Origin of the sequence: Flavobacterium sp. NPDC079362 (assembly GCF_050267765.1) — a bacterium.
Lineage (GTDB): Bacteria > Bacteroidota > Bacteroidia > Flavobacteriales > Flavobacteriaceae > Flavobacterium > Flavobacterium azizsancarii.
The window spans coordinates 81,088-103,449 of sequence record NZ_JBNNFM010000010.1 but is presented as its reverse complement, the minus strand read 5'-3'; the positions used below and the strand labels follow the sequence as shown (position 1 = coordinate 103,449).

The following is a 22,362-nucleotide window of genomic DNA, read 5'->3' as shown; positions in this document are numbered from 1 at the left end:
CAATCAAAAATGAAAAATTTCATCATAACACTAGTTTTAGCATTTGTTAGCCACGCTTTTTATGCTCAGGGAGCATTTGACAAATTTGATGGCCAGGATGACGTGACATCAGTAATTGTAAACAAAAAAATGTTTGACTTAATGAGTAAGGTAAAAGTTGATGCTTCTGATAAAGAAACGCAACAATACATTAACCTGATTAAAAAATTAGATTACTTAAAAGTGTTTACTACTAAAAACCCTAAAATTGAAGCAGATATGAAAGCTTCTGCTGACAAGTACGTTAAAACAGCTGGTTTAGAAGAATTAATGAGAGTAAATGACAGTGGTAAAAACGTAAGAATATTGGTTAGATCCGGTGCATCTGATACTCAGATAAAAGAATTGCTAATGTTTATGGACGGTGGCAAAAACGATGATACTGTTTTATTGTCTTTAACGGGTAACTTCGATCTAAATGAAATTTCAGTTCTTACGGACAAAATGCAGCTTCCTGGCGGAACTGAACTAAAAAAAGCTTCTAAAAGCAAAAAATAAGATGAAACTGAACATCATTACCTCAGCCCTTTTAGTACTACTAACTTTAATAAGTTGTAATTCTAATCCTTCGCTGCAAAAGTATTTTGTAGAGAACACAGATAATAAAAACTTTATTGCCCTGGATGTTTCACCTGGTATTTTGAACTTAGAAAAAACAAAACTAACTGCTGAACAAAATGAAGCTTTAAAATCATTTGATAAAATGAATATTTTAGCTTTTAAATCAAACGATAAAAATCAGGCAGAGTTCGAAACAGAAAGAGCTAAAGTTAAAGCAATACTTAAAGATCCAAAATACCAACAGTTGATGAGTTTTGGCTCAGGAAAAGACGGTGCATCAATAAGCTATGTTGGTACTGATGATAATATTGAAGAATTCGTAGTTTTTGCCAACAAAAAAGAAAGCGGCTTTGCTGTAGTTCGCGTGCTGGGAAAAAACATGAATCCAAATAATATCATGACCTTAATGTCTGTATTGAAAGAATCAAAAATCGATATGGAACAATTGAAACCTTTGCAACAATTGGTTAAATAATACATCTATCTTACTTTAAAACGAGAAGGCTCCATAATTATGGAGCTTTTTTTATTTATTCTTCTTTTTGAACATAGAAAAAAATAAATATTAACTCAAAAAAGAAACAAATTATCGAGCTATTTTCTTATAATTATTTGAAAGATTATACTGCATAATATTTAGTTCGATTTATTTTGATGTGAATCAAATTTGGTTATATTTGCATCCGATCAAATAAGTTTATTAAATTAAAACTTACGAATTAGCGAAATAAGGAATTAAAAAATAAAACCAATAATCGTTGAAAAAAGCATTAAAAATCACGCTTAAAATATTTCTGGTTCTTTTTGCATTTATTGCAATATACTTAGTAGCTGTATTTTCTCTTTCTAAAATCACAGTAAATCAAGAAGTGAATACAAAACCTGAAGTCGAAATTTATATTTTAACAAATGGGGTGCATACAGATATTGTTATGCCTACTAAAAATGATCAAATCGACTGGAGCCAACAAGTAAAATTTGAGAACACAAAAGCTGCCGACTCAACTTATAAATATATCGCAATGGGCTGGGGAGATAAAGGCTTTTATCTCGAAACACCGGAATGGTCAGATCTAAAAGCTTCTGTCGCATTCAAGGCGGTATCCGGATTAAGCAATACTGCTATTCATGCTACTTATTATAAAAAGTTAAAAGAAGCCGATGATTGCAAGAGAATGATGATCAGTAAAGAACAATATGATCGTTTGATAAAATACATCTCGGACAGTTTTCAAAAAGATGCTTCGGGAAATTTCTTAAACATAAAAACAAATGCAATCTATGGCAAAACCGATGCTTTCTATGAAGCTAACGGAAGCTATAGTTTGTTTCACACTTGCAATACGTGGGCCAATAGCGGCTTAAAAGCAAGTGGACAAAAATGCTGTTACTGGACGGCTCTGGATTCTGGAATTTTTTCGAAATATAAATAAATTTTAATATAAACATGGTACAAAAAACATCGAATGCCTTTATAGCGGCATCTTGGGTAGCTCTTGGAGCAGGAATGGTTGGATACATCGTTGGGCTTGCAAGAGCAGAAATGCTGTTAAATGAAAAAGGATATTATTTTACCGTTTTAATGTTTGGTCTTTTTGCTGTAGTTTCATTACAAAAAAGTGTTAGAGACAGGCTTGAAAAACTTCCGGTAACAGATATCTACTACGGAATTTGCTGGTTCGGAACGCTATTATCAATTGTATTATTAGCTGTTGGACTTTGGAACGCTACAATTTTACCAAGCGAAAAAGGTTTTTATGCATTTGCTTTTTTACTAGCGTTGTTTGGGGCAATTTCAGTACAAAAAAACACAAGAGATAATATGTCATTCTCTAATGAATAACATTAAAAAAAACTAACTAAACCAACTTCCAAATTAACCTTTAAAAGTTCCATGAAAATGGGACTTTTTTTTATTCGCAGCCTTTTCATATCGAATTTTCAAAGTTTATAATAAGAAATTTAAGCTGAACTAATATGTTCGATTATCCCAAAAACAGTATCCCCACTTTAACTGATTATAATGGATAGCATAAAAGAAAAACACGCATAATATTAACTCTAATTCCCTATTGTAACTTTATACAAAAAAAAGAGACTAATCATAAAAGATTAGTAATGGAAAACCAAAATAAACTAAGTGTTTTAAAATTAGCATGGGTGAATTTAGATTTTAGAAAGACCTATGTTGAATACTCCGAATTAAAAAAATTAATACAATTGAATTCAAATTCAATCGTGAAAAAGATTTTTATTATTAGTTTATTTGAATTTGCTCTTTCTATTTTACCCTTCTTTTTAGACGGGAAAGAGTTTTTTACGAAAGAAATACTAGATATTCAAAACAGTAGGATAATGCTATACTTAGATTATTTGTATTACGCTATTTTTATTTTTTTCATAATACAATTCTACCTCAACTTTAAGAAAATTAATGCCAACTCTAACCTTAATGAATTATCAAAAAACATTTTAAAAACAAGAAAATCAGTTTATAACTACATCTATGTCAGTTTAATTATTTTTAATTTAAACTCGCTTGTCTTTGCTTACTTATATTTAGAGAACAATTCTTCTTATAAGCAATTCATCAGCCACGCTAATTCACAAAACACTCCACTTCTATTTCAGCTTATTTTTTATAGCATTTTAGTTGTTTTTCTTTCCGCGATCACGTACTCAATATGGCTGATATACAAAATACTATACCTAAAATTAATTAAAAAATTAGATCAGAACTTTCATGAATTAAACAGCTGATCCATACTAAAAACAAAAAAGCTCCATTTTCATGGAGCTTTTTTTATATCAGGATTTGAGATTATTTACTCAAATACATTTTTCTTCTAGAGTACAATTCGTAGAATTGATCGTCTTTTAAATCATCAATAAACAAGATACTTTCTCCCGTTGATTTCATCTCCGGTCCTAATGCTTTGTTTACATTATGGAACTTGCTGAAAGAGAAAACCGGTTGTTTGATTGCATATCCTTTTAATTGTGGATTAAAATCAAAGTCAGTTACTTTATTGTGTCCTAACATTACTTTCGTAGCATAGTTTACATAAGGTTCTCCGTAAGCTTTTGCAATAAACGGTACTGTTCGTGAAGCTCTAGGATTTGCTTCGATAATATAAACTGTATCGTCTTTTATCGCAAACTGAATATTGATCAAACCAACTGTTTTTAGCGCTCTTGCTATTTTTGTTGTATGATCTTTTATTTGCTGCATTACGAATTCTCCTAAGTTAAAAGGAGGCAATGTTGCATTACTATCTCCAGAGTGAACTCCGCAAGGTTCGATATGCTCCATAATTCCTATGATATACACATTTCCGTCAGCATCGCAAATTGCATCTGCTTCTGCCTCGATTGCTCCTGCCAAATAATGGTCTAAAAGCAATTTATTTCCAGGAATTGTTTTCAACAAATTGATAACGTGTTCTTCCAGTTCTTTTTTGTTGATTACGATTTTCATTCCCTGGCCACCTAATACATAAGAAGGACGAATCAATAATGGGAAGTCTAAAGTATCTGCAAGAGCAGAAGCCTCATCAGCTGTTTCTGCTATTCCAAATTGTGGGAAAGGAATCTTTAATTCAGTCAATAATTCAGAGAAACGACCTCTGTCTTCGGCTAAATCAAGCGCATCAAAACTAGTTCCAATGATTTTTACTCCGTATTTAGATAATTTCTCAGCTAATTTCAAAGCTGTTTGACCACCTAACTGCACAATTACACCTTCTGGTTTTTCATGTTGAATGATGTCATAAATATGTTCCCAGAAAACAGGTTCGAAGTATAATTTATCTGCTGTATCAAAATCTGTCGAAACAGTTTCAGGATTACAGTTGATCATAATGGTTTCGTAACCACATTCTTTGGCAGCCAAAACTCCGTGAACACAAGAATAATCAAACTCAATTCCTTGTCCAATTCTGTTAGGTCCTGAACCAAGAACGATAATTTTCTTTTTATCAGTTACAACACTTTCGTTATCTACATAACGCTCGCCGTTTGCTTTTTCTATTTCAGCTTCAAAAGTGGAGTAGTAATAAGGAGTTTTTGCTTTAAATTCTGCCGCACAAGTATCTACTAATTTAAATACACGATTAACATTCAAATTCATACGTAAAGTATGCACTTCACTTTCCAAACAATTCACCATGTGAGCAATTTGTCTGTCAGCAAAACCTTTTTGTTTCGCTTCAAGCAAAAGTTCTTTTGGAAGATTCGAAATTTTATAGTTCGAAATTTCTTTCTCTAAAGTATAAAGTTCTTCATATTGTTTTAAGAACCACATATCGATTTTTGTGATTTCATGAATACGGCTCAACGGAATTCCCATTGCGATTGCATCATAAATTACAAAAACACGATCCCAACTTGCAAAAGTTAGTTTCTCTATAATCTCTTCGTAGTTTTTATATCCTTTTCCGTCAGCACCTAAACCGTTTCTTTTAATTTCTAAAGATTGAGTTGCTTTGTGTAAAGCTTCCTGAAAAGAACGTCCGATACCCATTACTTCACCAACAGATTTCATCTGAAGACCTAAAGTTCTGTCAGCACCTTCGAATTTATCAAAGTTCCAACGAGGTATTTTCACGATTACATAATCCAAAGTCGGTTCAAAAAGAGCCGAAGTTGATTTTGTAATCTGATTTTGCAATTCATCTAAATTGTATCCTAAAGCCAGTTTAGAAGCAATTTTAGCAATTGGATATCCAGTTGCTTTAGATGCTAAAGCTGATGAACGTGACACACGAGGATTAATCTCGATTGCTACGATATCTTCTTTTTCGTCTGGTGAAACCGCAAATTGTACATTACAACCTCCCGCAAAGTTTCCGATACTACGCATCATTAAGATTGCATAGTCACGTAATTTCTGGAAAGTGGTATCTGATAATGTCATTGCTGGTGCAACCGTAATCGAATCTCCGGTATGAATTCCCATTGGATCCATATTTTCGATTGAACAGATAATTACAACATTATCATTTTTATCTCTTAAAAGCTCTAATTCATACTCTTTCCAACCCATCAAAGCTTTGTCAATCAAAACTTCATGTATTGGCGAAGCTTCTAAACCACGTGTTAAAAGCTCATCAAAGTCTTCTTTTTTATAAACAATTGCAGCTCCGGTTCCTCCAAGTGTAAACGAAGGACGTATTACAAGTGGAAAACCAAATTCCTGAGCAATCTCTTTTCCTTCTAAATAAGAAGTAGCTGTTTTTGCAGGTGCAGTTGGCACATTAATTTTTTCAAGAAGTTGTTTAAACTGCTCTCTGTCTTCTGTAATATTAATAGCGTTTACGTCAACTCCAATTAATTTCACTCCAAAATCTGCCCAAATTCCTTTTTCATCAGCTTCCAAACATAAATTCAAAGCCGTTTGTCCACCCATGGTAGGCAAAACAGCATCAATTTGTGGATGTGCTTTTAGAATTTCAATAATCGATTTAGTAGTTAAAGGTTTCAAATATACGTGATCGGCCATTGTTGGGTCGGTCATGATAGTCGCTGGATTTGAGTTTATCAAGATAACTTCAATTCCTTCTTCACGAATAGAACGTGCAGATTGAGAACCTGCATAATCGAATTCGCAGGCCTGACCAATAACAATAGGTCCTGACCCTATTATTAAAACTGATTTTATTGATGTGTCTTTAGGCATTTTATTTGTATTGTGTAGTTATATAAAGTACTTTAAAAAACATTCGTAGTCTATTCTAAACTAGAACGTTGAGAATTTTTTACCGACAAGGTATAAAAAAAGGCGATACTAAAAAAAGTAACGCCTTATTTATGTTTATAGAAACATTATTTTTTGTGTCTAGGTTCGCTAGAAACAGTCAATTTATGTCTTCCTTTAGCTCTTCTACGCGCCAGAACTTTTCTTCCATTTGCAGAAGCCATTCTGTCCATAAATCCGTGCTTATTTCTTCTTTTTCTTTTCGATGGTTGAAATGTTCTTTTGCTCATTGCTTTGTATCTTTAAAATGGTGTCTATTTTCTGTTTTTCTGTTTTGAATATCGTTGTTCCAAAACCGAGTGCAAATATACAAAGACTTTTTTTTCTCGCAAGTAGTTTTATAAAAATATTTTTAATTCATTTTACTATATTTGCAATCATAAATATACATCTATTATGTTTCACAAGAATATTAAACTTATTTTGGCCGGACTTCTAGTAGTCGCAGGCGTTTGGCAATTTACAGAGAGTAATATCGGGAACGGAATATTCCTTATTTTATTGACGGCAATTCCAATTTTTCTTTACTTTAAAAATGAATTTATCCTTTTAGCCTTCCTTAAATTAAGAAAACAAGACTTTGAAGGTGCTAAAAAATGGCTGGCATACATCAAAAATCCGGAAGCCGCTTTAGTACGAAAACAACAAGGATACTTTAATTATCTGCACGGAATCATGTTATCTCAAACCAATATCAATCAGGCCGAGAAACATTTCAAGAAAGCAATCGAACTTGGATTGTCTATGGATATGGATTTAGCAGTAGCAAAATTAAACCTTGCCGGAGTTGCAATGTCACGCCGCAGAAAACTTGAAGCGACTAATTTGCTCAACGAAGCTAAAAAATTAGACAAGCAAGGAATGCTGAAAGAACAAATTACAATGATGAAAGATCAAATGAAGAAAATCTAGAACTTTCTCAAATTCCAAAATATTTTAAAATCCCAAATTCCAAAAGAGTTTGGGATTTTTTTGTTTTCAGGCTGGCGAAGTCGAAGTCTCAACCCAATATTACCATTTCGAAGAATGAGCAATCACATAAAAAAACCGACAAAGATTACACATCGAAACCCGACAGGTTTTAAAAACCTGTCGGGTTTACTATGCGCAACTACCTTTGTCAAAGTTTGAGACTTTGAAAAAAGGTTCCCAATCATAACATTTAGAATTTAGTCCCGAAGCTTCGGGATAAAAAATAGTATTTAATCTTCTAGTATAATCGAAGGTAAATTTTCATTCAGCCATTTGTATTTATTCAGAATCATGATGTGAGTCCCTCCTTTTACAACAATGCAACTATTAATATACTTTATAGGAAAAACATCGTCCTGATCACCGTGAATATGAACAACGGCTGCATCAATCTCATTTCTATCCCACCGAATAACAGATTCAACGGCCCATTGCAAATATTTGAGATCACGAACAGCTAAAAACTTTTCGTATAATTTAATCCGTTTATTTACTTTTTCTCCAAAAGAGTATTTAGCAAGATTTTCGATATTCAAGATCAGCTTCATCGGAATCAGCTTGTATGCTTTCGTTTTCTTTCCAATTTTCATTCTTCTCGGAAATTCAGCATTACTTCTGACACTCGAAATAATAATTACTTTTCGCGTCTGGATATGTTTTGATATCTCCTGAACCAAAATTCCTCCAAAGGAAACTCCAATTAAAACAGGATTTTCGTGTTTAATATTTTTTGCAATTCGCAATGCATAATCAGACAAAGACTCTTTTGGAAGTGGAATTTCCCATTCTAACAAACACATTTCAAAAACAGATTCATCTAATTTGATTCTTTCAAAAATAGCCGGACTAGCAGCCAGACCAGGCATAAAATAGACAGGGATTTTACTCATTTGTTCGAAAAAGGTTTATAGTTATAGGTTTTAATTTCAAGATAAAATTAATTTTTTTAGCAATATACACTACAAATGTTACACCATAATTGTTTTTTAGACGAAATAAAATCACAAAAAACACGGCCAACCCAGCTATATATGGGGTTTCAAAAAATAATTTTATATTGAAAATCAAATGATTACCTTTGTAGATACTATAATCATTATTTAAACATCATTCCAAGATGTTTCACATAGTGCTATTAACGTTCTTTTTCTATTATTTTTTAATCCAATACCCCAAAAAACATGACTAATATGGAACCTATTGAAACTATGGAAATCAAAGACAACACTTTTGCAAGACAATTTGAAACCATAGTACCCGAAGGATTACTTTCTGTTGAATATTCATTTCAGGAGAAAAAAATCTTTCTAACTAAAATCAACTCACCAGAAGGTTTTGGCAATCAAGCATTAATTGATGTAGTACTTAAAAACATCATGGATATCATTATCGAAAAGAAATTCAAATTAATGCCTATTCATCCCAGAATTGTATTATTTATCAAAAAAAACCCTACTTACAAGGAATTACTTCCTCCCGGAATTAGAATTTAATTTTTAAAAATAACCAATAAGTCTCAGCCACAGTCCACCAATAACCATGTAAATAAGTAACATTGTTAATCCGGTGATGAGTCCTTTGACCCACCAGCTTTTTAAATCGACATAGCCGCTCCCGAAAAAAACGGGTGCCGGCCCATGTCCGTAATGCGTTAAAGTTCCATAAAGCGATCCTATAAAACCAAGCATAAAAGCTAATAATAATCCGGGAATCCCTAGTGAAACACCTACACCAAGTAAAGCCGCATACATCGCTGCTACGTGTGCGGTTGCACTTGCAAAAAGATAATGACTAAAAAAGTATACCAGTATAATAATAGGAAAAGCCATTTGCCAGCTTAATCCGCCAATTTCTGCTTTTACCAAATTACTGAACCAGCCAATAAAGCCCAGTTCGTTGAGCGAACTTGCCATCATTACCAAAACCGAAAACCATACAATTGTATCCCAGGCTCCTTTTTCGGCTTTTACATCTTCCCAGGTTAAAACTGAGGTCAGCAATAAAATCACTAAACCAATAAATGCTGTTGTTGTAGCATCGATAGAGAATAAATCTCCTGTCATCCAAAGAAATAATAAGATAAAAAAAGTCAAAAGCATCAGCCATTCATTACGGCTTATTGGCCCCATTTCTTTCAACTTTTGAGCCGCAATTTGTGGCGCATCTCCAGTTTTTTTTAATTCTGGCGGATAAATTTTATACAACACAAGCGGAATCACAAAAAAGGCAACTAAACCGGGAACAATTGCTGCCGTTGCCCACGAAATCCACGTTATTTTAATTCCTAAGTTAAGGGCAAATTTTTGACACATCGGGTTACTCGCTGTTCCGGTAAGAAACATAGACGAAGCTATTAAATTTGCATTATAACTGCTTAATGTCAGATATGAACCTAATTTTCTGTGCGTTTCCGGCTGGTCAGGCATCGAACCAAAACTCATTGCCATTGATTTCATGATGGGATAAATAATCCCTCCTCCTCTGGCGGTATTACTTGGTACAGCCGGGGCCAAAACCAAATCGGCTAAACCCAAACCGTAAGCTAATCCAAGTGAGCTTTTTCCGAATACTCTAATAAATAAAAACGCAATTCGGTTTCCTAAACCTGTTTTGATAAAACCTCTTGCAATAAAAAATGAAATCCCGATAAGCCAAATCACTTTATCTCCAAAACCTCTTAGCGCCAAAGTAATTGATTTTCCGGCTTCACCGGGAGCCAAAACTTGCGAAAAAGCTGTTAACGCAATCGCAATCATACACATCGTACCCATTGGAGCAGCTTTCAAGATGATTCCTAAAATAGTAGAAACAAAAATTGCAAATAAGTGCCAGGCTTCAATTTTTACACCATTTGGCGCAGGGATTAGCCAAATTGCAATTCCAATTGCAAGTGTAATTAAGGTTTGAGGAATTTTTACTTCTTTCATAAAAACAAGAATTAAATTAGATTAAAGTCGGAGTTGTAACTGAATGATAAATAAATCATCATTGTAAAAAGAGGTGTCAGGAATATTTTTATCGAATCGATCAATCTCAAATCCCATCTCTATACGACCTAAATAAGCTTTCCCAAATTCAAGGCTTATCATTGGTGTATATGTTTTTCTAACATTCGAGTTTACCTTAAAATTATTATCAAAAGATTCAAAACGACAGGATAGCTCAAGAGAGGTCAATTTTTTATAATCAACTACATATCTGAAATTTGGCAAAAAATAAACCCCTCTCATTTGGTAATCATCCAAATTTGGCGTTCTGCCATCAACCGGTAAAGAAAAATACAGATTTTGATTAGTTCCTTGTTTGTATTCAATTTGCAAATCAAATGTAAGCCTGTCAGTTAACTTAAAATCACTTGTTATATCAGCCCCCACAGCAAATACTTTCTGATCTGATCTTTTACCGATACCTCCGTTTAATCCTAAATTTATTTTATGAAGTTTTGACAATTCAAAAACCCATCTGCTCGAATATTGTTTTCCGTTATCATTATCCATTTCCTGATTTCTCCCGTTTCCGTTTAAAATGGAAATCGCATAACTTACAGGATTTTTACCAATATCAAAACTTCCGCTTGCAGAAGCACCAATTTGAAAACTCGTCCAGCCATTTTTTCCAAATTCATAATATTGATTTGAGAAATCAAATGATTTGATAATATCCACCGGGACTAATTCTTCGATACCAAATGCGGGACGAAATTGACCTCCGGTTAAAGCAATATATTTATTAAAAGTATATTTTCCGTAAGCATTTTCAAGTACCTTTCCTTTAGGATCGGATTTAAAATCAGCCAGATTTACTAAAATTACTACTTCAGTGGTGTTGCTTAATTTAGTATTAAGACCAACACGCATTCTTTTAATATCAAACGAACTTTGAGTAACTTCTCCTGTTGAATGCTGCACACCCAAAACATCAACATTTTTACCGGAACTTTCTAAATATCTTGCCTGCAAAAGCCCTTTGAACTGAAACTGAGGATATTTGATAGTATTTTCGGCATCTTCGAGTGCTTGGGTATCAGTAGTTTGCGCCTTTGCAAAAAAGGGCACTATTAAAAGAACAAAAATTAGTTTTATTAGTAAAGTTTTATTCATAAGCTCTGTCTATTAAAAATTCATCCATTACTAACATCTTAAAAATCAATCACCTCTACCTACCTCCTGTTAGAACCGCCATTAGCTGGTCTTGGTGCTGCAGGTCTGGGTGCTGCAGGTCTGGGTGCTGCAGGTCTTGTTACGGGTTGTGTTGGCCTAACAGCAGGACGCGTAGACGGAACAGCCGGGGTAACAGGACGCGTGACTGGCCTTGTTACAGGCTGCGTTGGTCTTACAGCTGGTCGTGTCGATGGATTAGTTGGTGTTACCGGACGTGTTGTTGGTCTGGTGGTTCCTCCTGGTCTGGTCGATGGATTCGTAGGTCGTGTTACCGGTCTTGTTGTATTTCCTGGTCTTGTTGATGGGTTCGTTGGGCGTGTTCCCGGCCTGTTACTGTTTCCCGGTCTGGTTGGTCTTGCTGTAACCGGAGCCGGTCTTTTATAGTCCCTGCCATTATAGGTCGTGTTATAACGTCCGTTAGTTCGGTTATTTCTAACAATAACGGATGTATTTCTTCTGCTCGCATAATTATTATAATACCTTGGGTTTCTTATAACAGCAGTTCTTCGATAATATGGGCTTCTGTAATAATGGCCGTGATATCCCCAATAATCATGATAATAAACCGGACGCCAAGGACGCCAGTAAGGAGGATAATATCCCCAATGCCAAGGAGACCGATACGCAACATATACAGGAGAAAACAAAAATAATATAACCGGCCATGCACTAACACTGGCGCTTACATAACTTGGGCTTGTTGTTGTATTATAATTATTGGTTGTATTATTATTTACAATTACAGTGCTACCTCCTGTATATCCGGGATTTGGTGTTCCGGAAACATTGTTTGCAGGCTCTACAATATAATTTTTGCCATATAAATCTTCATCACCAATAGCCTGAACATGAATATTGTTCTTTTTATCCTTATCAACTTCAATAACAGCAACATCTTGTGTTTCGCTATTATTTACTGCAACCTGAAGTACAATTACATGCGTATTTCCTTCTTTGTGACTTTCTATCTCAATATAATCGATCTCTCCATCATTATTCAGATCTAAATTATTGACCTTATTATCCGGATCATTTAATGCTTTTTCAAAATCCTCAAGGGTTTTAGACTTTTGAAAAAGATCTAAAACAGCATATAAGTTAAGGTTATCTCCAGGCAGCCCCAAAGCAACAGGCTCATTATCAGTTTGAGAAAAAACAGGAAGACTAAATAAGCCAGTCAACACAATAGCTAAAAACAAGGCTTTCTTTTTCATGCTAATTAGTAATTAATTTACAAATATTCCTACTAAGGTATAAAAAAACAAATAAAGTACATCAACATCAAAAATCTTTCTATTTTCTTATTAATAACTACTAAAAAGTTGCAATTCAATCAATCATTCTCTTTTATAATCGTAGAATGTAAGACTAATATGCTTAACTTTGTAAATAGCCGTATTTTATACGTACCTATTCCGTTTGTAATACCTTACAAAAATCTGTTTACGATTTATCATATAATAGAAACAAAAATTACAATGAGAAAACATCTACTATTCCTCTTTTTCTTTCTTTCCATAACTTCCGGATATGCTCAGATAGAGATTTCACCCACTCTTGAAGATGCTATTATTAAAGCTATAGAAAAAAGCGCTTCTTTAAAGAACAAAGATCTGGATATTGAAAAATTAAATCTTCAGGAAAAAGGAGTCTGGAACAAATACATTCCTACTGTAGAAGCCAGTGCGCTGTACTCTTATTTTGACAACAAATTGACTGTCGATCTTCCTACGGCTACCATACCTATTGTAAATTATCCTTTGTTTGATGGAAAAACTGCTTTTAAAAATTACGGAAATATTTTTAATGGAAGCGTAATGGCAAAAACAGTCTTATTTAGCGGTATGCAAATTCCAAACGGAGCAAAAGCAATTCATGAAAAAACGAAAGGAACCGTATTTTTAAAAGAATCAGAAAAGGATCAAATCACAAAAGACGTTATTAATACTTTTGATCAGTTAGAACTCTTAAAAGAAATAGACAGACTCATAAAAGAAAGCGAAAAACGACTTGAAACAGAAACCAAACGTGTTACAAAAGCAATAGAACAAGGACTTGCAATTCCTTATGACCGGGATAAAATAAAACTGGCGTCTCTTGAATTAGCCTCTAAGAAAATTGAACTGGATGGAAAACGAAAATTAGTTTATAAAAAAATCCAATATTTAACGGGGTATTCCAATGCTGAAACTGATAATGTCAAATACGATTTAATTCCCTATTTGATTACCGATGAAAAGCTAAGTACCCAAAACAAACAGGAAATAAAAGCTCTGGAGTCGTTTAAAACCGCCTATGAATTTTTATTAAAGAAGGAAAAAGGTACTTATCTGCCAACTTTAGGAGCATTTGGTGGTGTTTCTTACTCGAGTTTATTTGATGCAAATGCTACGACACCTATCGTTACGGGAATCAATCAGGCTCTATATTTAGGCTTAAACGAAGTAACAATAAGCAATAACTGGGTTGTGGGCGCAGCAATGAAATGGGAAGTATTTTCAGGTTTTGAAAGAAAACATAAAGTACACGAAGCTAAGATCAATATCGAACAGGTACAAAACCAAATTGATGATACGAAAGAAAAACTGGAATTGCTTCTTGAAAAAAACCTGGTTGATTATAGTGTCCTGACTCAAAAAATTGACATTACCCAACAACAGGAAAAAGTAGCCGCTAATAATTTGAATTTAGCCATAAAACAGTATAAAGAAGGTCTTATCAATATATCAGAACGTCTTGAAGCTGAAAATGATTCATATAAAGCATCTGTAAACAAGACAACTACCTTAATCGAACAACGATTAGCGGCTATTGAAACTATCATCGCTACCGGCGATTTATCAAAAAAACTATCTAAATAAAAGTTCTGTTCTATGAAAAAAGCAATTATGATAATCAGTTTAATTTTCATTTTTATAAGTTGCCAAAAAGCTAAAAAAGAAAATGTAATTCAGGGAAAAACAGAAAAGGAACAAATTGCAGTTGTCAGTAAAATCCCTGGCAAGATTTTAAAAATCTTTGTCAAAGAAGGTGACATAGTGCAAAAAGGAGACACACTGGCGCTGCTTGATATTCCGGAAGTAGATGCTAAAAAAAGTCAGGCCGAAGGTGCCGTTATCTCTGCAAAAGCGCAATACAAAATGGCTGTAAAAGGCGCAACCGAAAATCAAATCAAACAGCTTGAGGCTAAAAAAATGGGATTGAAGGAACAATATGAATTTGCTCAAAAATCGATCAGACGATTGAATAACATGCTTAAAGATTCTTTAATATCGCAACAAACTTATGACGAGACTTTTGCTAAATACCAAGGAGCACAAGCGCAATATAATGCGGTTATTGCTGAACTGGATGATGCAAAAAAAGGTGCTCGTATCGAACAGCAAACTATGGCTTTGGGACAACAAGACAGGGCCCTTGGAGCTTTGCAGGAAGTGGAAACTGCTGACAAGGAACGTTATATTATTGCACCGCAGGACATGAGTATTGAAACTATTACGCTTAATCTCGGCGAACTAGCTTTACCCGGCTATACCTTGTTTAATGGCTATATTGCCAATAGCACTTATTTCCGTTTTACAATTCCTGAAAATCAACTGGCAAAATTCAAAAAAGGGCAAGAAGTTACCGTTCATGTTCCTTATAAAAAAGAAGACATTAAAGGAACCATCTCTACCGTAAAACAACTGGGGGCTTATGGAAATATTGCAACTGCATATCCAGACTATGAAATGCAGGAAAGTTTATTCGAAATAAAGATAATGCCTGCGAATGGCGACCAGACAAAAGATCTTATTACAAAAACAACTGTTACCTTATCTCTTTAACTATGCAAAATTTCTTTTCATTGCTTAAACGGGAATTCAAACTATTTTGGAGCAATAAAGTACTCCGACTGCTATTTATTGGCGCACCAATACTCTATGGCGTATTACTAGGATATGTTTATGGAAAAGGCAAGGTAACTGATTTATCCATAATTATTGTGGATCAGGACAGATCTGAATTAAGCTCAAAAGCAATTCAGATGTTTGAAGACAATGAAGTTCTTCATATTTCTTCAATTCTATACGACCAGAATAATCTTTCGCAGATTGCTATCGAGAAAGAAGCTACCTGTGTTGTCATTATTCCTAAAGGTTTTGAGAAATTGACACTTACAAAAAGATATCCTGAAATTACTACTATAGTAAATACATCCAATGTTTTAACTGCCAATTATGCATCAACTGCAATACAGGTCTGTCTTGGAACATTAAAAGCAGGTGTTCAAATTGAGACTTTAAGAAAACAAGGCGTCCCCGAAAATTTGCTCGCCTCACAATACGAACCTTTTAAAACTACTTTCATAAAAAAATACAACCGAAGCACTAATTATATGTACTTTTTATGGCCGGGCGTTTTAGCAACGGTTCTGCAACAAGTACTATTATTAGGGCTGGCACTTTCTTTTGCATCGGAATTTGAAAACGGAACTTTTAAAGAATTAGTCAAAAGATGCCCTTCAATTTTAAAACTTCTCGCGGTAAAAATTATTCCTTACATGATCATGAGTTTTGGTATTTGGCTGATATATTGGCTTTTTACTTTATGGTTCAGGATTCCGTTTTACGAAAACTTACTTCCACTTACCTTTATTGCCGGAATATTTGTACTCTCAGTTTCTTTTATTGGTATACTGGTGAGCATTCTGGTTCCAAGTCAATTGAAAGCTACTGAAATTTTGATGGTTATTGCAACTCCAAGTTTTATCTTAAGTGGTTTTACCTGGCCATTAAGCCAGATGCCACAAGCAGTTCAGGCAATTGCAAATGTAATTCCGTTAACTCATTTCCTCAAAGCATTTAGGATTCTGATTATCGAGAACGGAAATTTTTCTCAAACTACTACACCCATTTGGAATATGATAATTATAGGTGCGGTTTGTTCTATTGCAGCATATATCGCTTTATATTTCAAGAAGAAAAAGGCTCTGAAAGAAGCATAAAACATTCCGTTAAAAATAATAAAAAGCACAAGATTTTTCTTGTGCTTTTTGAATTTATATAATGAATTATTAATTCAAATATCCCAAAAAATTCAACCATAAACCACCAATTACCATATAAATTGCCAACATTGCAAGTCCTGTTATCAACCCTTTGACCCACCAGCTTTTTAAATCCACATAACCACTACCAAAAAATACAGGTGCTGGTCCGTGAACGTAATGGGTTAATGTTCCATAAAGAGAACCTACGAATCCTAACATAAATGCCAAAAACAATCCAGGAACTCCCAATGACATTCCAACAGCAAGCAATGCCGCATACATAGCTGCAACGTGAGCTGTTGCACTTGCAAAAATGTAATGACTAAAGAAATAGACTGCTATGATTATTTACTCTTTAATCACTTTATTTTTATTTTAAGCAAAAAAAAAGGCGTTAGAATTAACTAACGCCCTCTTTATTATTACATTTTTAACTAGATTACTTCTCGATCTCTCTCATAGAATCCATTTTTTTATGCGCAAGGAAACCTGCTACATCTTCAAAATGTTCCTTAACACGTTTGTTTCCAAACTCAAAAACTTTAGTCGCTAATCCGTCAAGGAAATCACGATCGTGAGAAACCAGGATTAAAGTTCCGTCAAAGTCACGCAATGCATCTTTAATAATATCTTTAGTCTTCATATCAAGGTGATTTGAAGGCTCATCGAGAATTAATAAGTTAACCGGTTCCAACAATAATTTTATCATTGCCAAACGCGTTTTTTCACCACCGGAAAGTACTTTTACTTTCTTGGTAATATCATCGCCCTGAAACATAAAAGCTCCAAGAATATTTTTTATTTGTGTACGGACATCTCCAACTGCAATTGCATCAATAGTTTCAAAAATTGTAGCATTTTCATCTAATAAAGAAGCCTGGTTTTGGGCAAAATATCCAATTTGAGAATTGTGCCCTATTTCAACACTTCCTTCATCGATACCAATCTCTTTCATGATCGCTTTGATCATGGTTGATTTTCCTTCACCATTTTTACCTACAAAAGCCACTTTTTCTCCTCTTTCTATAACAATATTAGCATCTTTAAAAACTACATGATCGCCATATGATTTAGAAAGTTCTTTTACCACTACAGGATATTGACCTGAACGTGCTGCCGGTGGGAATTTAAGTTTCAATGCTGAGTTATCTACTTCATCAACTTGTACGATCACTAATTTCTCAAGCATCTTAACGCGGGACTGGACTGCATCTGTTTTAGAAAAAGTTCCTTTGAACCTATCAATAAACGTTCTGTTATCTGCAATCATTCTTTGTTGCTCATCATATGCTTTTTGCTGGTGTACACGACGGTCTTTTCTTAACTCTAAATAGTGAGAATATTTTGCTTTATAATCGTAGATTCTTCCCATTGTAACCTCGATAGTACGATTTGTAATGTTGTCTACAAATGCTCTATCGTGCGAAATTACCACAACTGCTTTTGCTGAATTAATCAAAAAATCCTCTAACCACTGGATACTTTCAATATCCATGTGATTGGTTGGCTCATCTAATAAAATTAAATCAGGTTTACGCAAAAGAATTTTCGCCAATTCGATACGCATTCTCCATCCTCCTGAAAACTCAGAAGTCTGACGTGTAAAATCCTCACGTTCAAAACCTAAACCAACTAAAATCTTCTCAACTTCGGCTTCGTAATTTACTTCTTCAATAGCATAAAATTTCTCGCTTAAGTCAGAAACTCTTTCGATTAATTTCATATAAGCATCGCTTTCATAATCTGTACGAACAGTCAATTGCTCATTGATCTCATCTATTTCAGCTTTCATTTGAAAAATTTCACCAAATGCCTTTGATGCCTCTTCCATTACAGTCGAACCATCTTTAGTTAACAAATGCTGAGGCAAATAAGCTACAACTGCATCTTTTGGAGCAGAGATACTTCCGGTTGAAGGTTTGCTTTGTCCTGCAATTATTTTTAAAAGTGTCGATTTTCCCGCACCATTTTTACCCATAAGGGCAATTTTATCATTTTCATTTATAGCAAAAGAAACATCGCTAAATAATGTAGTTCCACCAAACTGAACCGAAATATCGTTAACTGTAATCATTTAGATTTTTAGATTTTAGACTGCTCAGATTTTACATTTCCGGGCAAGTATTTTTTTGAAAGCGCAAAGATAGATTAATTAGACTATTAGGCAATACTATTTTAGACTACGGACATCTTCTGATTTTTAATTTACACCTATATTCTTACATTTTTTAAAAATTTAGCCTTATCTTGTATAAGAATTTAAAAATCAGCAAAATATGAGAACGAAATTAAAGTTGACTATATGTCTAATTGCAGTATTAATATTTGGACTTTCTGCAAATGCGCAAAAAACTGTAATTAAAAAAGAAGCTTTGCCCGCAAACGCACAAACCTTCCTGAAAACTCACTTTGGGTCGAAGAAACCAAGTTATGTATTGCAAGACAAAGAAATTCTTTCTACAGAATACAAAGTTCAATTTGACAATAAACTTGAAATCGAATTTGATAAAAAAGGAAACTGGAAAGAAGTAGATGCAAAAGGCGCTAAAATTCCCGCATCTATTATCCCTAAAAAAATCGCTTCTTATGTAAAAACCAATTTTCCTAAAGAAAAAATAACCAAAATAGAAATAGGAACTTTTGGTTATGAAACGAAACTAACTAACGATTTAGAATTAAAATTTAACCTAAAAGGGGATTTTACCAAAATCGATAAATAGCATATAACTTAAATAATACAATCATGAAAAAAATAATCTTAACTCTTGTTACTGCTGTATCACTTCTATTTTTAGCCACAGCTTGCGATAGTGGCGAGGACGGCAATCATGACTCTGTAATCAGCGCTGCAGATTTACCAAAATCAGCAAGTGCATTTGTCACCACTTACTTTCCCGGTATCACTTATTTGACCGTAAAAAAACACAATATCCCAGAGAGCGACGGATCTGTATATGAGGTAAAACTTAGCAATAATTTCGAAATTGATTTTGATGCAAATGGAAACTGGATAGACATTGACGGAAACAACCAGGCGATTCCCACAGATCTGATTCCAGAAAAGATACAAAACTATCTAACGGCTAATTATGCCAATCAATTTGTAACATCAATCGATAATGAGAAAACCTCTATTGAAGTAGAACTTTCTAATAATATAGAACTCGTTTTTGATCTTCAGGGAAATTTTATTAGAATTGATAAATAACCATATTAAAAACAAAACCCCTCAATTATCAAAAATTGAGGGGTTTGTTTTTTTAGTCTTTTCTCCACTTTTTAGTTTCCTCAAAAATGTGTTCCAGAATTGCTGATTCCGTTTCGTCGAAATCTATATTTCTTCGTCCCATAACTAATTTTGCAGTTTCAAAAGCTTTTTTGGTTACATAAGTTGTAAAACCTGCAGCTCCTCCCCAGGAAAAACTAGGGACAAAATTGCGGGGAAAACCACTTCCAAAAATATTAGCACTCACTCCTACTACAGTTCCGGTATTGAACATCGTATTAATTCCGCATTTACTATGATCTCCCATCATTAAACCACAAAACTGAAGTCCTGTTTTAGCAAAACCTTCGGTTTCATAACTCCACAACTTCACTTCTTCGTAGTTGTTTTTCAGGTTCGAATTATTGGTATCTGCTCCAATATTACACCATTCGCCCAAAACCGAATCCCCTAAGAATCCGTCATGCCCTTTATTTGAATTGGCGAACAGCACTGAATTTTTAACTTCTCCGCCAATTCTTGATCCCGGACCAACTGTTGTTGCTCCGTAAACTTTAGCATTGAGTTTTACCTGTGCATTTTCGCACAAAGCAAAAGGACCGCGAATTACGGTTCCTTCCATGATTTCGCTATTCTTTCCTATATATATAGGACCGTTGGATGCATTTAGGGTTACAAACTCTAATTTTGCACCTTCTTCAATAAATACATTTTCGGGAGCGATAACATTTACGCTTTTCGGGATTGGCTGTGATTTTCTGTCTTCGGTCAAATAAATAAAATCCTCCCGAATCGCAGCATCATTTTTAGAAAAGATATCCCACGTATGTTCTACAGTTAAAACATTTTCGTTGTACTGAATAATTTCGTACGTATCAAAATCAACTTCTTCCTGATTTTCTGTTGTAAAAAAAGCAATTACATCATCGCCTTTAAAAATTGCCTGATTGGCTGTAAGATCAGAAACCATTTCTGCAAGAGTATCATTTGGTAAATACGCTGCATTGATCATTATGTTTTCTTCTAATTCTACCATTGGAAATTTCTCTGCCAGATAATCTTCGGTAATAGTGGTAATAGTCGAACCTAAACGCGCCTCCCATTTCTGGCGAATTGTCATTATTCCGATTAATATATCAGCAACAGGTCTTGTAAAGGTAAAAGGTAACAAAGCATTCCGGACGGGACCGTCAAAAAGAATGTAATTCATAAATATTAAATTTGGAAACTTGTTAAAATCTTGATTTGGTTATCGCGATCAAAGTTACAAATATTTTTTTTGTTCTATTAAAAGTACTCTTATTCAAAATAAGAAAATAATTGCATTTTTTTTAAACCTATTTTTTATATTGATAATCATTTAACCAAAAAGTGCGCAAAGTTTATATTATTACGTTTTTGCAAAAAAGTAAAGTTCGCAAAGCTTTATATAGATTTAGCTTTGCGAACTTTGTGTTTTCTAAATATAATACCAGATAAAAATCTTTGCGCAATTTGCGATTAAATTTTACAATTCCATAAAAAAAGCCTTCCGATTGGAAGGCTTTATATAAGTAAAAACAGCTTTTATTATTTAGCGTGTTTTGCATATTTAGTTTTAAATTTATCAATACGTCCTGCAGTATCGATAAGTTTAGATTTACCAGTATAAAAAGGGTGAGATGTTCTAGAAATCTCCATTTTTACAACTGGATACTCAACTCCGTCAACTTCAATTGTTTCTCTTGTATCTGCAGTAGATTTAGTGATAAAAATTTCGTCATTTGACATGTCTTTAAATGCAACTAATCTGTAATTTTCTGGGTGAATTCCTTTTTTCATCTTTTCTTTTATTTATTGTTTAGAGCATTTTTATTTTGAAGCTTTTTCGTGGTTAGAAAAAGGTGTAAACAAAGGATACTCTTTTTTTGTTTAAAAATTTAATTATTTTTGAGTGTGCAAATTTACAATTCTTTTTTAATAAACAAACATTTAGTACACTTTTTTTAGTAAAATTCAAAAAGCTTTTTTTTCTCTCTCATTATATTGGGAATTGCTATATTTGTGGATTAATAAATCATCGTTTTATGGAAAAAAATACTTCTCCTGCTAAATCATCAATTATATATGGTGTTTTGTTTGGTGTTATCATGGTTTTAGAATTCGTGGTTATGTATATAATTGGTATGAAATCACTGGTAAATTCTAGTGCCGGCTCAATTGTAAACATTGCGAACTATCTTATTTTACCAATCCTGTTTATATATATAGGTTGTACTAATTATAAGAAAAACGTAAACAACGGATTCATTTCTTTTAGTGAGTGCTTAAAAATTGGAATTTCGATCACGTTTGTTGCTGCTTTTGTCTATGCAGCGTTCAGCGTTATATTTAATTTCATTTTCCCGGAGTTCATCAACGAAATGATTGACATTTCAAAAGAAGGAATGCTGGCTAAAAATCCTGAAATGACGGCCAAAGAAATGGAGATGGGAGTCGAAATGATAAAAAAATTCATGAACCCGTTTATTGTTTTCCCTGTAACACTTGTTATGTACTCTTTCTTCGGATTATTGTATTCATCTCTTATAGGGGCAATTATTAAGAATAACAATCCTCAAAGTTTATAAAAAATTAA

Annotated in this window: 21 protein-coding genes and 2 pseudogenes; 12 read left to right on the top strand and 11 right to left on the bottom strand. The window is 33.8% G+C overall.

What is annotated here, in order from left to right; genetic code table 11:
- Window positions 1-9: 9 nt before the first annotated feature.
- Entirely contained in the window at window positions 10-537 is a 528-nt protein-coding gene (locus ACQKCJ_RS11270) for a DUF4252 domain-containing protein (RefSeq protein ID WP_271335202.1), read from the top strand.
- Here ACQKCJ_RS11270 and ACQKCJ_RS11265 read toward each other — a convergent pair.
- Window positions 508-690, bottom strand: a pseudogene (locus ACQKCJ_RS11265) (hypothetical protein); the annotation flags it as partial. The gene ACQKCJ_RS11270 and the pseudogene ACQKCJ_RS11265 overlap by 30 nt on opposite strands.
- Here ACQKCJ_RS11265 and ACQKCJ_RS11260 point away from each other — a divergent pair.
- From ACQKCJ_RS11260 to yiaA, 3 genes are all read left to right on the top strand, one after another.
- Window positions 611-1,075, top strand: coding sequence for a DUF4252 domain-containing protein (locus ACQKCJ_RS11260; RefSeq protein WP_414655386.1), 465 nt, complete (start codon window positions 611-613; stop codon window positions 1,073-1,075). The pseudogene ACQKCJ_RS11265 and the gene ACQKCJ_RS11260 sit on opposite strands and share 80 nt — an antisense overlap.
- A 283-nt stretch (window positions 1,076-1,358) precedes the next feature.
- Window positions 1,359-2,033, top strand: a complete 675-nt coding sequence (locus ACQKCJ_RS11255) for a TIGR02117 family protein (RefSeq protein WP_427402042.1) — start codon at window positions 1,359-1,361, stop codon at window positions 2,031-2,033.
- A 14-nt stretch (window positions 2,034-2,047) separates the two neighbouring features.
- A complete protein-coding gene (gene yiaA, locus ACQKCJ_RS11250) occupies window positions 2,048-2,443 on the top strand; it encodes an inner membrane protein YiaA (RefSeq protein ID WP_271335205.1) in 396 nt (131 codons plus the stop codon).
- A 978-nt stretch (window positions 2,444-3,421) separates the two neighbouring features.
- Here the strand turns inward: yiaA and carB are convergent.
- Both carB and rpmH read right to left on the bottom strand, forming a co-directional pair.
- Entirely contained in the window at window positions 3,422-6,277 is a 2,856-nt protein-coding gene (gene carB, locus ACQKCJ_RS11245; RefSeq protein WP_427402041.1) for a carbamoyl-phosphate synthase large subunit, read from the bottom strand.
- A gap of 146 nt (window positions 6,278-6,423) precedes the next feature.
- Window positions 6,424-6,585: a 50S ribosomal protein L34 gene (rpmH, locus tag ACQKCJ_RS11240; protein ID WP_008464848.1), complete on the bottom strand. Its 162-nt coding sequence runs from the start codon at window positions 6,583-6,585 to the stop codon at window positions 6,424-6,426.
- A 166-nt stretch (window positions 6,586-6,751) separates the two neighbouring features.
- Between rpmH and ACQKCJ_RS11235 the strand changes: the two genes are divergently transcribed.
- A complete protein-coding gene (locus tag ACQKCJ_RS11235; RefSeq protein WP_065451088.1) occupies window positions 6,752-7,267 on the top strand; it encodes a hypothetical protein in 516 nt (171 codons plus the stop codon).
- A gap of 290 nt (window positions 7,268-7,557) precedes the next feature.
- On the opposite strand, the gene ACQKCJ_RS11230 is transcribed toward ACQKCJ_RS11235, so the two are convergent.
- On the bottom strand, window positions 7,558-8,217 hold the full coding sequence (locus tag ACQKCJ_RS11230) for an alpha/beta hydrolase (RefSeq protein WP_271335207.1): 660 nt from the start codon (window positions 8,215-8,217) through the stop codon (window positions 7,558-7,560).
- A 318-nt stretch (window positions 8,218-8,535) separates the two neighbouring features.
- Between ACQKCJ_RS11230 and ACQKCJ_RS11225 the strand changes: the two genes are divergently transcribed.
- Entirely contained in the window at window positions 8,536-8,820 is a 285-nt protein-coding gene (locus ACQKCJ_RS11225; protein ID WP_427402072.1) for a GNAT family N-acetyltransferase, read from the top strand.
- A gap of 3 nt (window positions 8,821-8,823) precedes the next feature.
- On the opposite strand, the gene ACQKCJ_RS11220 is transcribed toward ACQKCJ_RS11225, so the two are convergent.
- Genes ACQKCJ_RS11220 through ACQKCJ_RS11210 form a run of 3 tightly spaced genes read right to left on the bottom strand, consistent with a single transcriptional unit; the run spans window position 8,824 to window position 12,701 of the window.
- Window positions 8,824-10,254 carry an anion permease gene (locus ACQKCJ_RS11220; RefSeq protein ID WP_271335209.1) on the bottom strand — a complete coding sequence of 477 codons (1,431 nt, stop codon included), beginning with the start codon at window positions 10,252-10,254 and terminating at the stop codon, window positions 8,824-8,826.
- A gap of 21 nt (window positions 10,255-10,275) precedes the next feature.
- Window positions 10,276-11,427, bottom strand: coding sequence for a porin (locus ACQKCJ_RS11215; RefSeq protein WP_271335210.1), 1,152 nt, complete (start codon window positions 11,425-11,427; stop codon window positions 10,276-10,278).
- Between the two features lie 59 nt (window positions 11,428-11,486).
- On the bottom strand, window positions 11,487-12,701 hold the full coding sequence (locus ACQKCJ_RS11210) for a hypothetical protein (protein ID WP_427402040.1): 1,215 nt from the start codon (window positions 12,699-12,701) through the stop codon (window positions 11,487-11,489).
- A gap of 264 nt (window positions 12,702-12,965) precedes the next feature.
- Here ACQKCJ_RS11210 and ACQKCJ_RS11205 point away from each other — a divergent pair, with 264 nt between their 5' ends.
- Genes ACQKCJ_RS11205 through ACQKCJ_RS11195 form a run of 3 tightly spaced genes read left to right on the top strand, consistent with a single transcriptional unit; the run spans window position 12,966 to window position 16,474 of the window.
- Entirely contained in the window at window positions 12,966-14,348 is a 1,383-nt protein-coding gene (locus ACQKCJ_RS11205) for a TolC family protein (protein WP_427402039.1), read from the top strand.
- Between the two features lie 12 nt (window positions 14,349-14,360).
- Window positions 14,361-15,314: an HlyD family secretion protein gene (locus ACQKCJ_RS11200; protein ID WP_427402038.1), complete on the top strand. Its 954-nt coding sequence runs from the start codon at window positions 14,361-14,363 to the stop codon at window positions 15,312-15,314.
- A gap of 2 nt (window positions 15,315-15,316) precedes the next feature.
- Entirely contained in the window at window positions 15,317-16,474 is a 1,158-nt protein-coding gene (locus ACQKCJ_RS11195; protein WP_271335214.1) for an ABC transporter permease, read from the top strand.
- A gap of 69 nt (window positions 16,475-16,543) precedes the next feature.
- On the opposite strand, the pseudogene ACQKCJ_RS11190 reads toward ACQKCJ_RS11195, so the two are convergent.
- Together ACQKCJ_RS11190 and ACQKCJ_RS11185 are read right to left on the bottom strand one after the other, a co-directional pair.
- A pseudogene (locus ACQKCJ_RS11190) lies at window positions 16,544-16,867 on the bottom strand (anion permease); the annotation flags it as partial.
- Between the two features lie 91 nt (window positions 16,868-16,958).
- A complete protein-coding gene (locus ACQKCJ_RS11185; RefSeq protein WP_271335215.1) occupies window positions 16,959-18,593 on the bottom strand; it encodes an ABC-F family ATP-binding cassette domain-containing protein in 1,635 nt (544 codons plus the stop codon).
- Window positions 18,594-18,795: 202 nt separating this feature from the next.
- Here ACQKCJ_RS11185 and ACQKCJ_RS11180 point away from each other — a divergent pair, with 202 nt between their 5' ends.
- Together ACQKCJ_RS11180 and ACQKCJ_RS11175 are read left to right on the top strand one after the other, a co-directional pair.
- Window positions 18,796-19,239: a PepSY-like domain-containing protein gene (locus ACQKCJ_RS11180; RefSeq protein WP_427402037.1), complete on the top strand. Its 444-nt coding sequence runs from the start codon at window positions 18,796-18,798 to the stop codon at window positions 19,237-19,239.
- A 23-nt stretch (window positions 19,240-19,262) separates the two neighbouring features.
- The gene (locus ACQKCJ_RS11175; protein WP_427402036.1) at window positions 19,263-19,727 is read left to right on the top strand and encodes a PepSY-like domain-containing protein; all 465 of its coding nucleotides are present in this window, start codon (window positions 19,263-19,265) and stop codon (window positions 19,725-19,727) included.
- Window positions 19,728-19,779: 52 nt separating this feature from the next.
- Here ACQKCJ_RS11175 and ACQKCJ_RS11170 read toward each other — a convergent pair whose 3' ends face one another.
- On the bottom strand, window positions 19,780-20,955 hold the full coding sequence (locus ACQKCJ_RS11170; protein ID WP_271335218.1) for a GlmU family protein: 1,176 nt from the start codon (window positions 20,953-20,955) through the stop codon (window positions 19,780-19,782).
- 359 nt (window positions 20,956-21,314) lie between these two features.
- On the bottom strand, window positions 21,315-21,566 hold the full coding sequence (locus ACQKCJ_RS11165) for a type B 50S ribosomal protein L31 (RefSeq protein WP_213301759.1): 252 nt from the start codon (window positions 21,564-21,566) through the stop codon (window positions 21,315-21,317).
- Window positions 21,567-21,811: 245 nt separating this feature from the next.
- Here ACQKCJ_RS11165 and ACQKCJ_RS11160 point away from each other — a divergent pair, with 245 nt between their 5' ends.
- Window positions 21,812-22,354, top strand: a complete 543-nt coding sequence (locus tag ACQKCJ_RS11160; protein WP_427402035.1) for a DUF4199 domain-containing protein — start codon at window positions 21,812-21,814, stop codon at window positions 22,352-22,354.
- The last annotated feature ends 8 nt before the right edge of the window (window positions 22,355-22,362 follow it).

What these genes read in the sequence shown, in the direction of transcription:
- ACQKCJ_RS11175 (WP_427402036.1), top strand. Translation starts at nt 19,263, where the DNA reads ATGAAAAAAATAATCTTAACTCTTGTTACTGCTGTATCACTTCTATTT.
- ACQKCJ_RS11235 (WP_065451088.1), top strand. Translation starts at nt 6,752, where the DNA reads ATGTTTCACAAGAATATTAAACTTATTTTGGCCGGACTTCTAGTAGTC.
- ACQKCJ_RS11210 (WP_427402040.1), bottom strand. Translation starts at nt 12,701, where the DNA reads ATGAAAAAGAAAGCCTTGTTTTTAGCTATTGTGTTGACTGGCTTATTT.
- yiaA (WP_271335205.1), top strand. Translation starts at nt 2,048, where the DNA reads ATGGTACAAAAAACATCGAATGCCTTTATAGCGGCATCTTGGGTAGCT.
- ACQKCJ_RS11195 (WP_271335214.1), top strand. Translation starts at nt 15,317, where the DNA reads ATGCAAAATTTCTTTTCATTGCTTAAACGGGAATTCAAACTATTTTGG.
- ACQKCJ_RS11170 (WP_271335218.1), bottom strand. Translation starts at nt 20,955, where the DNA reads ATGAATTACATTCTTTTTGACGGTCCCGTCCGGAATGCTTTGTTACCT.
- ACQKCJ_RS11220 (WP_271335209.1), bottom strand. Translation starts at nt 10,254, where the DNA reads ATGAAAGAAGTAAAAATTCCTCAAACCTTAATTACACTTGCAATTGGA.
- carB (WP_427402041.1), bottom strand. Translation starts at nt 6,277, where the DNA reads ATGCCTAAAGACACATCAATAAAATCAGTTTTAATAATAGGGTCAGGA.
- ACQKCJ_RS11230 (WP_271335207.1), bottom strand. Translation starts at nt 8,217, where the DNA reads ATGAGTAAAATCCCTGTCTATTTTATGCCTGGTCTGGCTGCTAGTCCG.
- ACQKCJ_RS11160 (WP_427402035.1), top strand. Translation starts at nt 21,812, where the DNA reads ATGGAAAAAAATACTTCTCCTGCTAAATCATCAATTATATATGGTGTT.
- ACQKCJ_RS11270 (WP_271335202.1), top strand. Translation starts at nt 10, where the DNA reads ATGAAAAATTTCATCATAACACTAGTTTTAGCATTTGTTAGCCACGCT.
- ACQKCJ_RS11215 (WP_271335210.1), bottom strand. Translation starts at nt 11,427, where the DNA reads ATGAATAAAACTTTACTAATAAAACTAATTTTTGTTCTTTTAATAGTG.
- rpmH (WP_008464848.1), bottom strand. Translation starts at nt 6,585, where the DNA reads ATGAGCAAAAGAACATTTCAACCATCGAAAAGAAAAAGAAGAAATAAG.
- ACQKCJ_RS11205 (WP_427402039.1), top strand. Translation starts at nt 12,966, where the DNA reads ATGAGAAAACATCTACTATTCCTCTTTTTCTTTCTTTCCATAACTTCC.
- ACQKCJ_RS11165 (WP_213301759.1), bottom strand. Translation starts at nt 21,566, where the DNA reads ATGAAAAAAGGAATTCACCCAGAAAATTACAGATTAGTTGCATTTAAA.
- ACQKCJ_RS11185 (WP_271335215.1), bottom strand. Translation starts at nt 18,593, where the DNA reads ATGATTACAGTTAACGATATTTCGGTTCAGTTTGGTGGAACTACATTA.
- ACQKCJ_RS11200 (WP_427402038.1), top strand. Translation starts at nt 14,361, where the DNA reads ATGAAAAAAGCAATTATGATAATCAGTTTAATTTTCATTTTTATAAGT.
- ACQKCJ_RS11225 (WP_427402072.1), top strand. Translation starts at nt 8,536, where the DNA reads ATGGAAATCAAAGACAACACTTTTGCAAGACAATTTGAAACCATAGTA.
- ACQKCJ_RS11180 (WP_427402037.1), top strand. Translation starts at nt 18,796, where the DNA reads ATGAGAACGAAATTAAAGTTGACTATATGTCTAATTGCAGTATTAATA.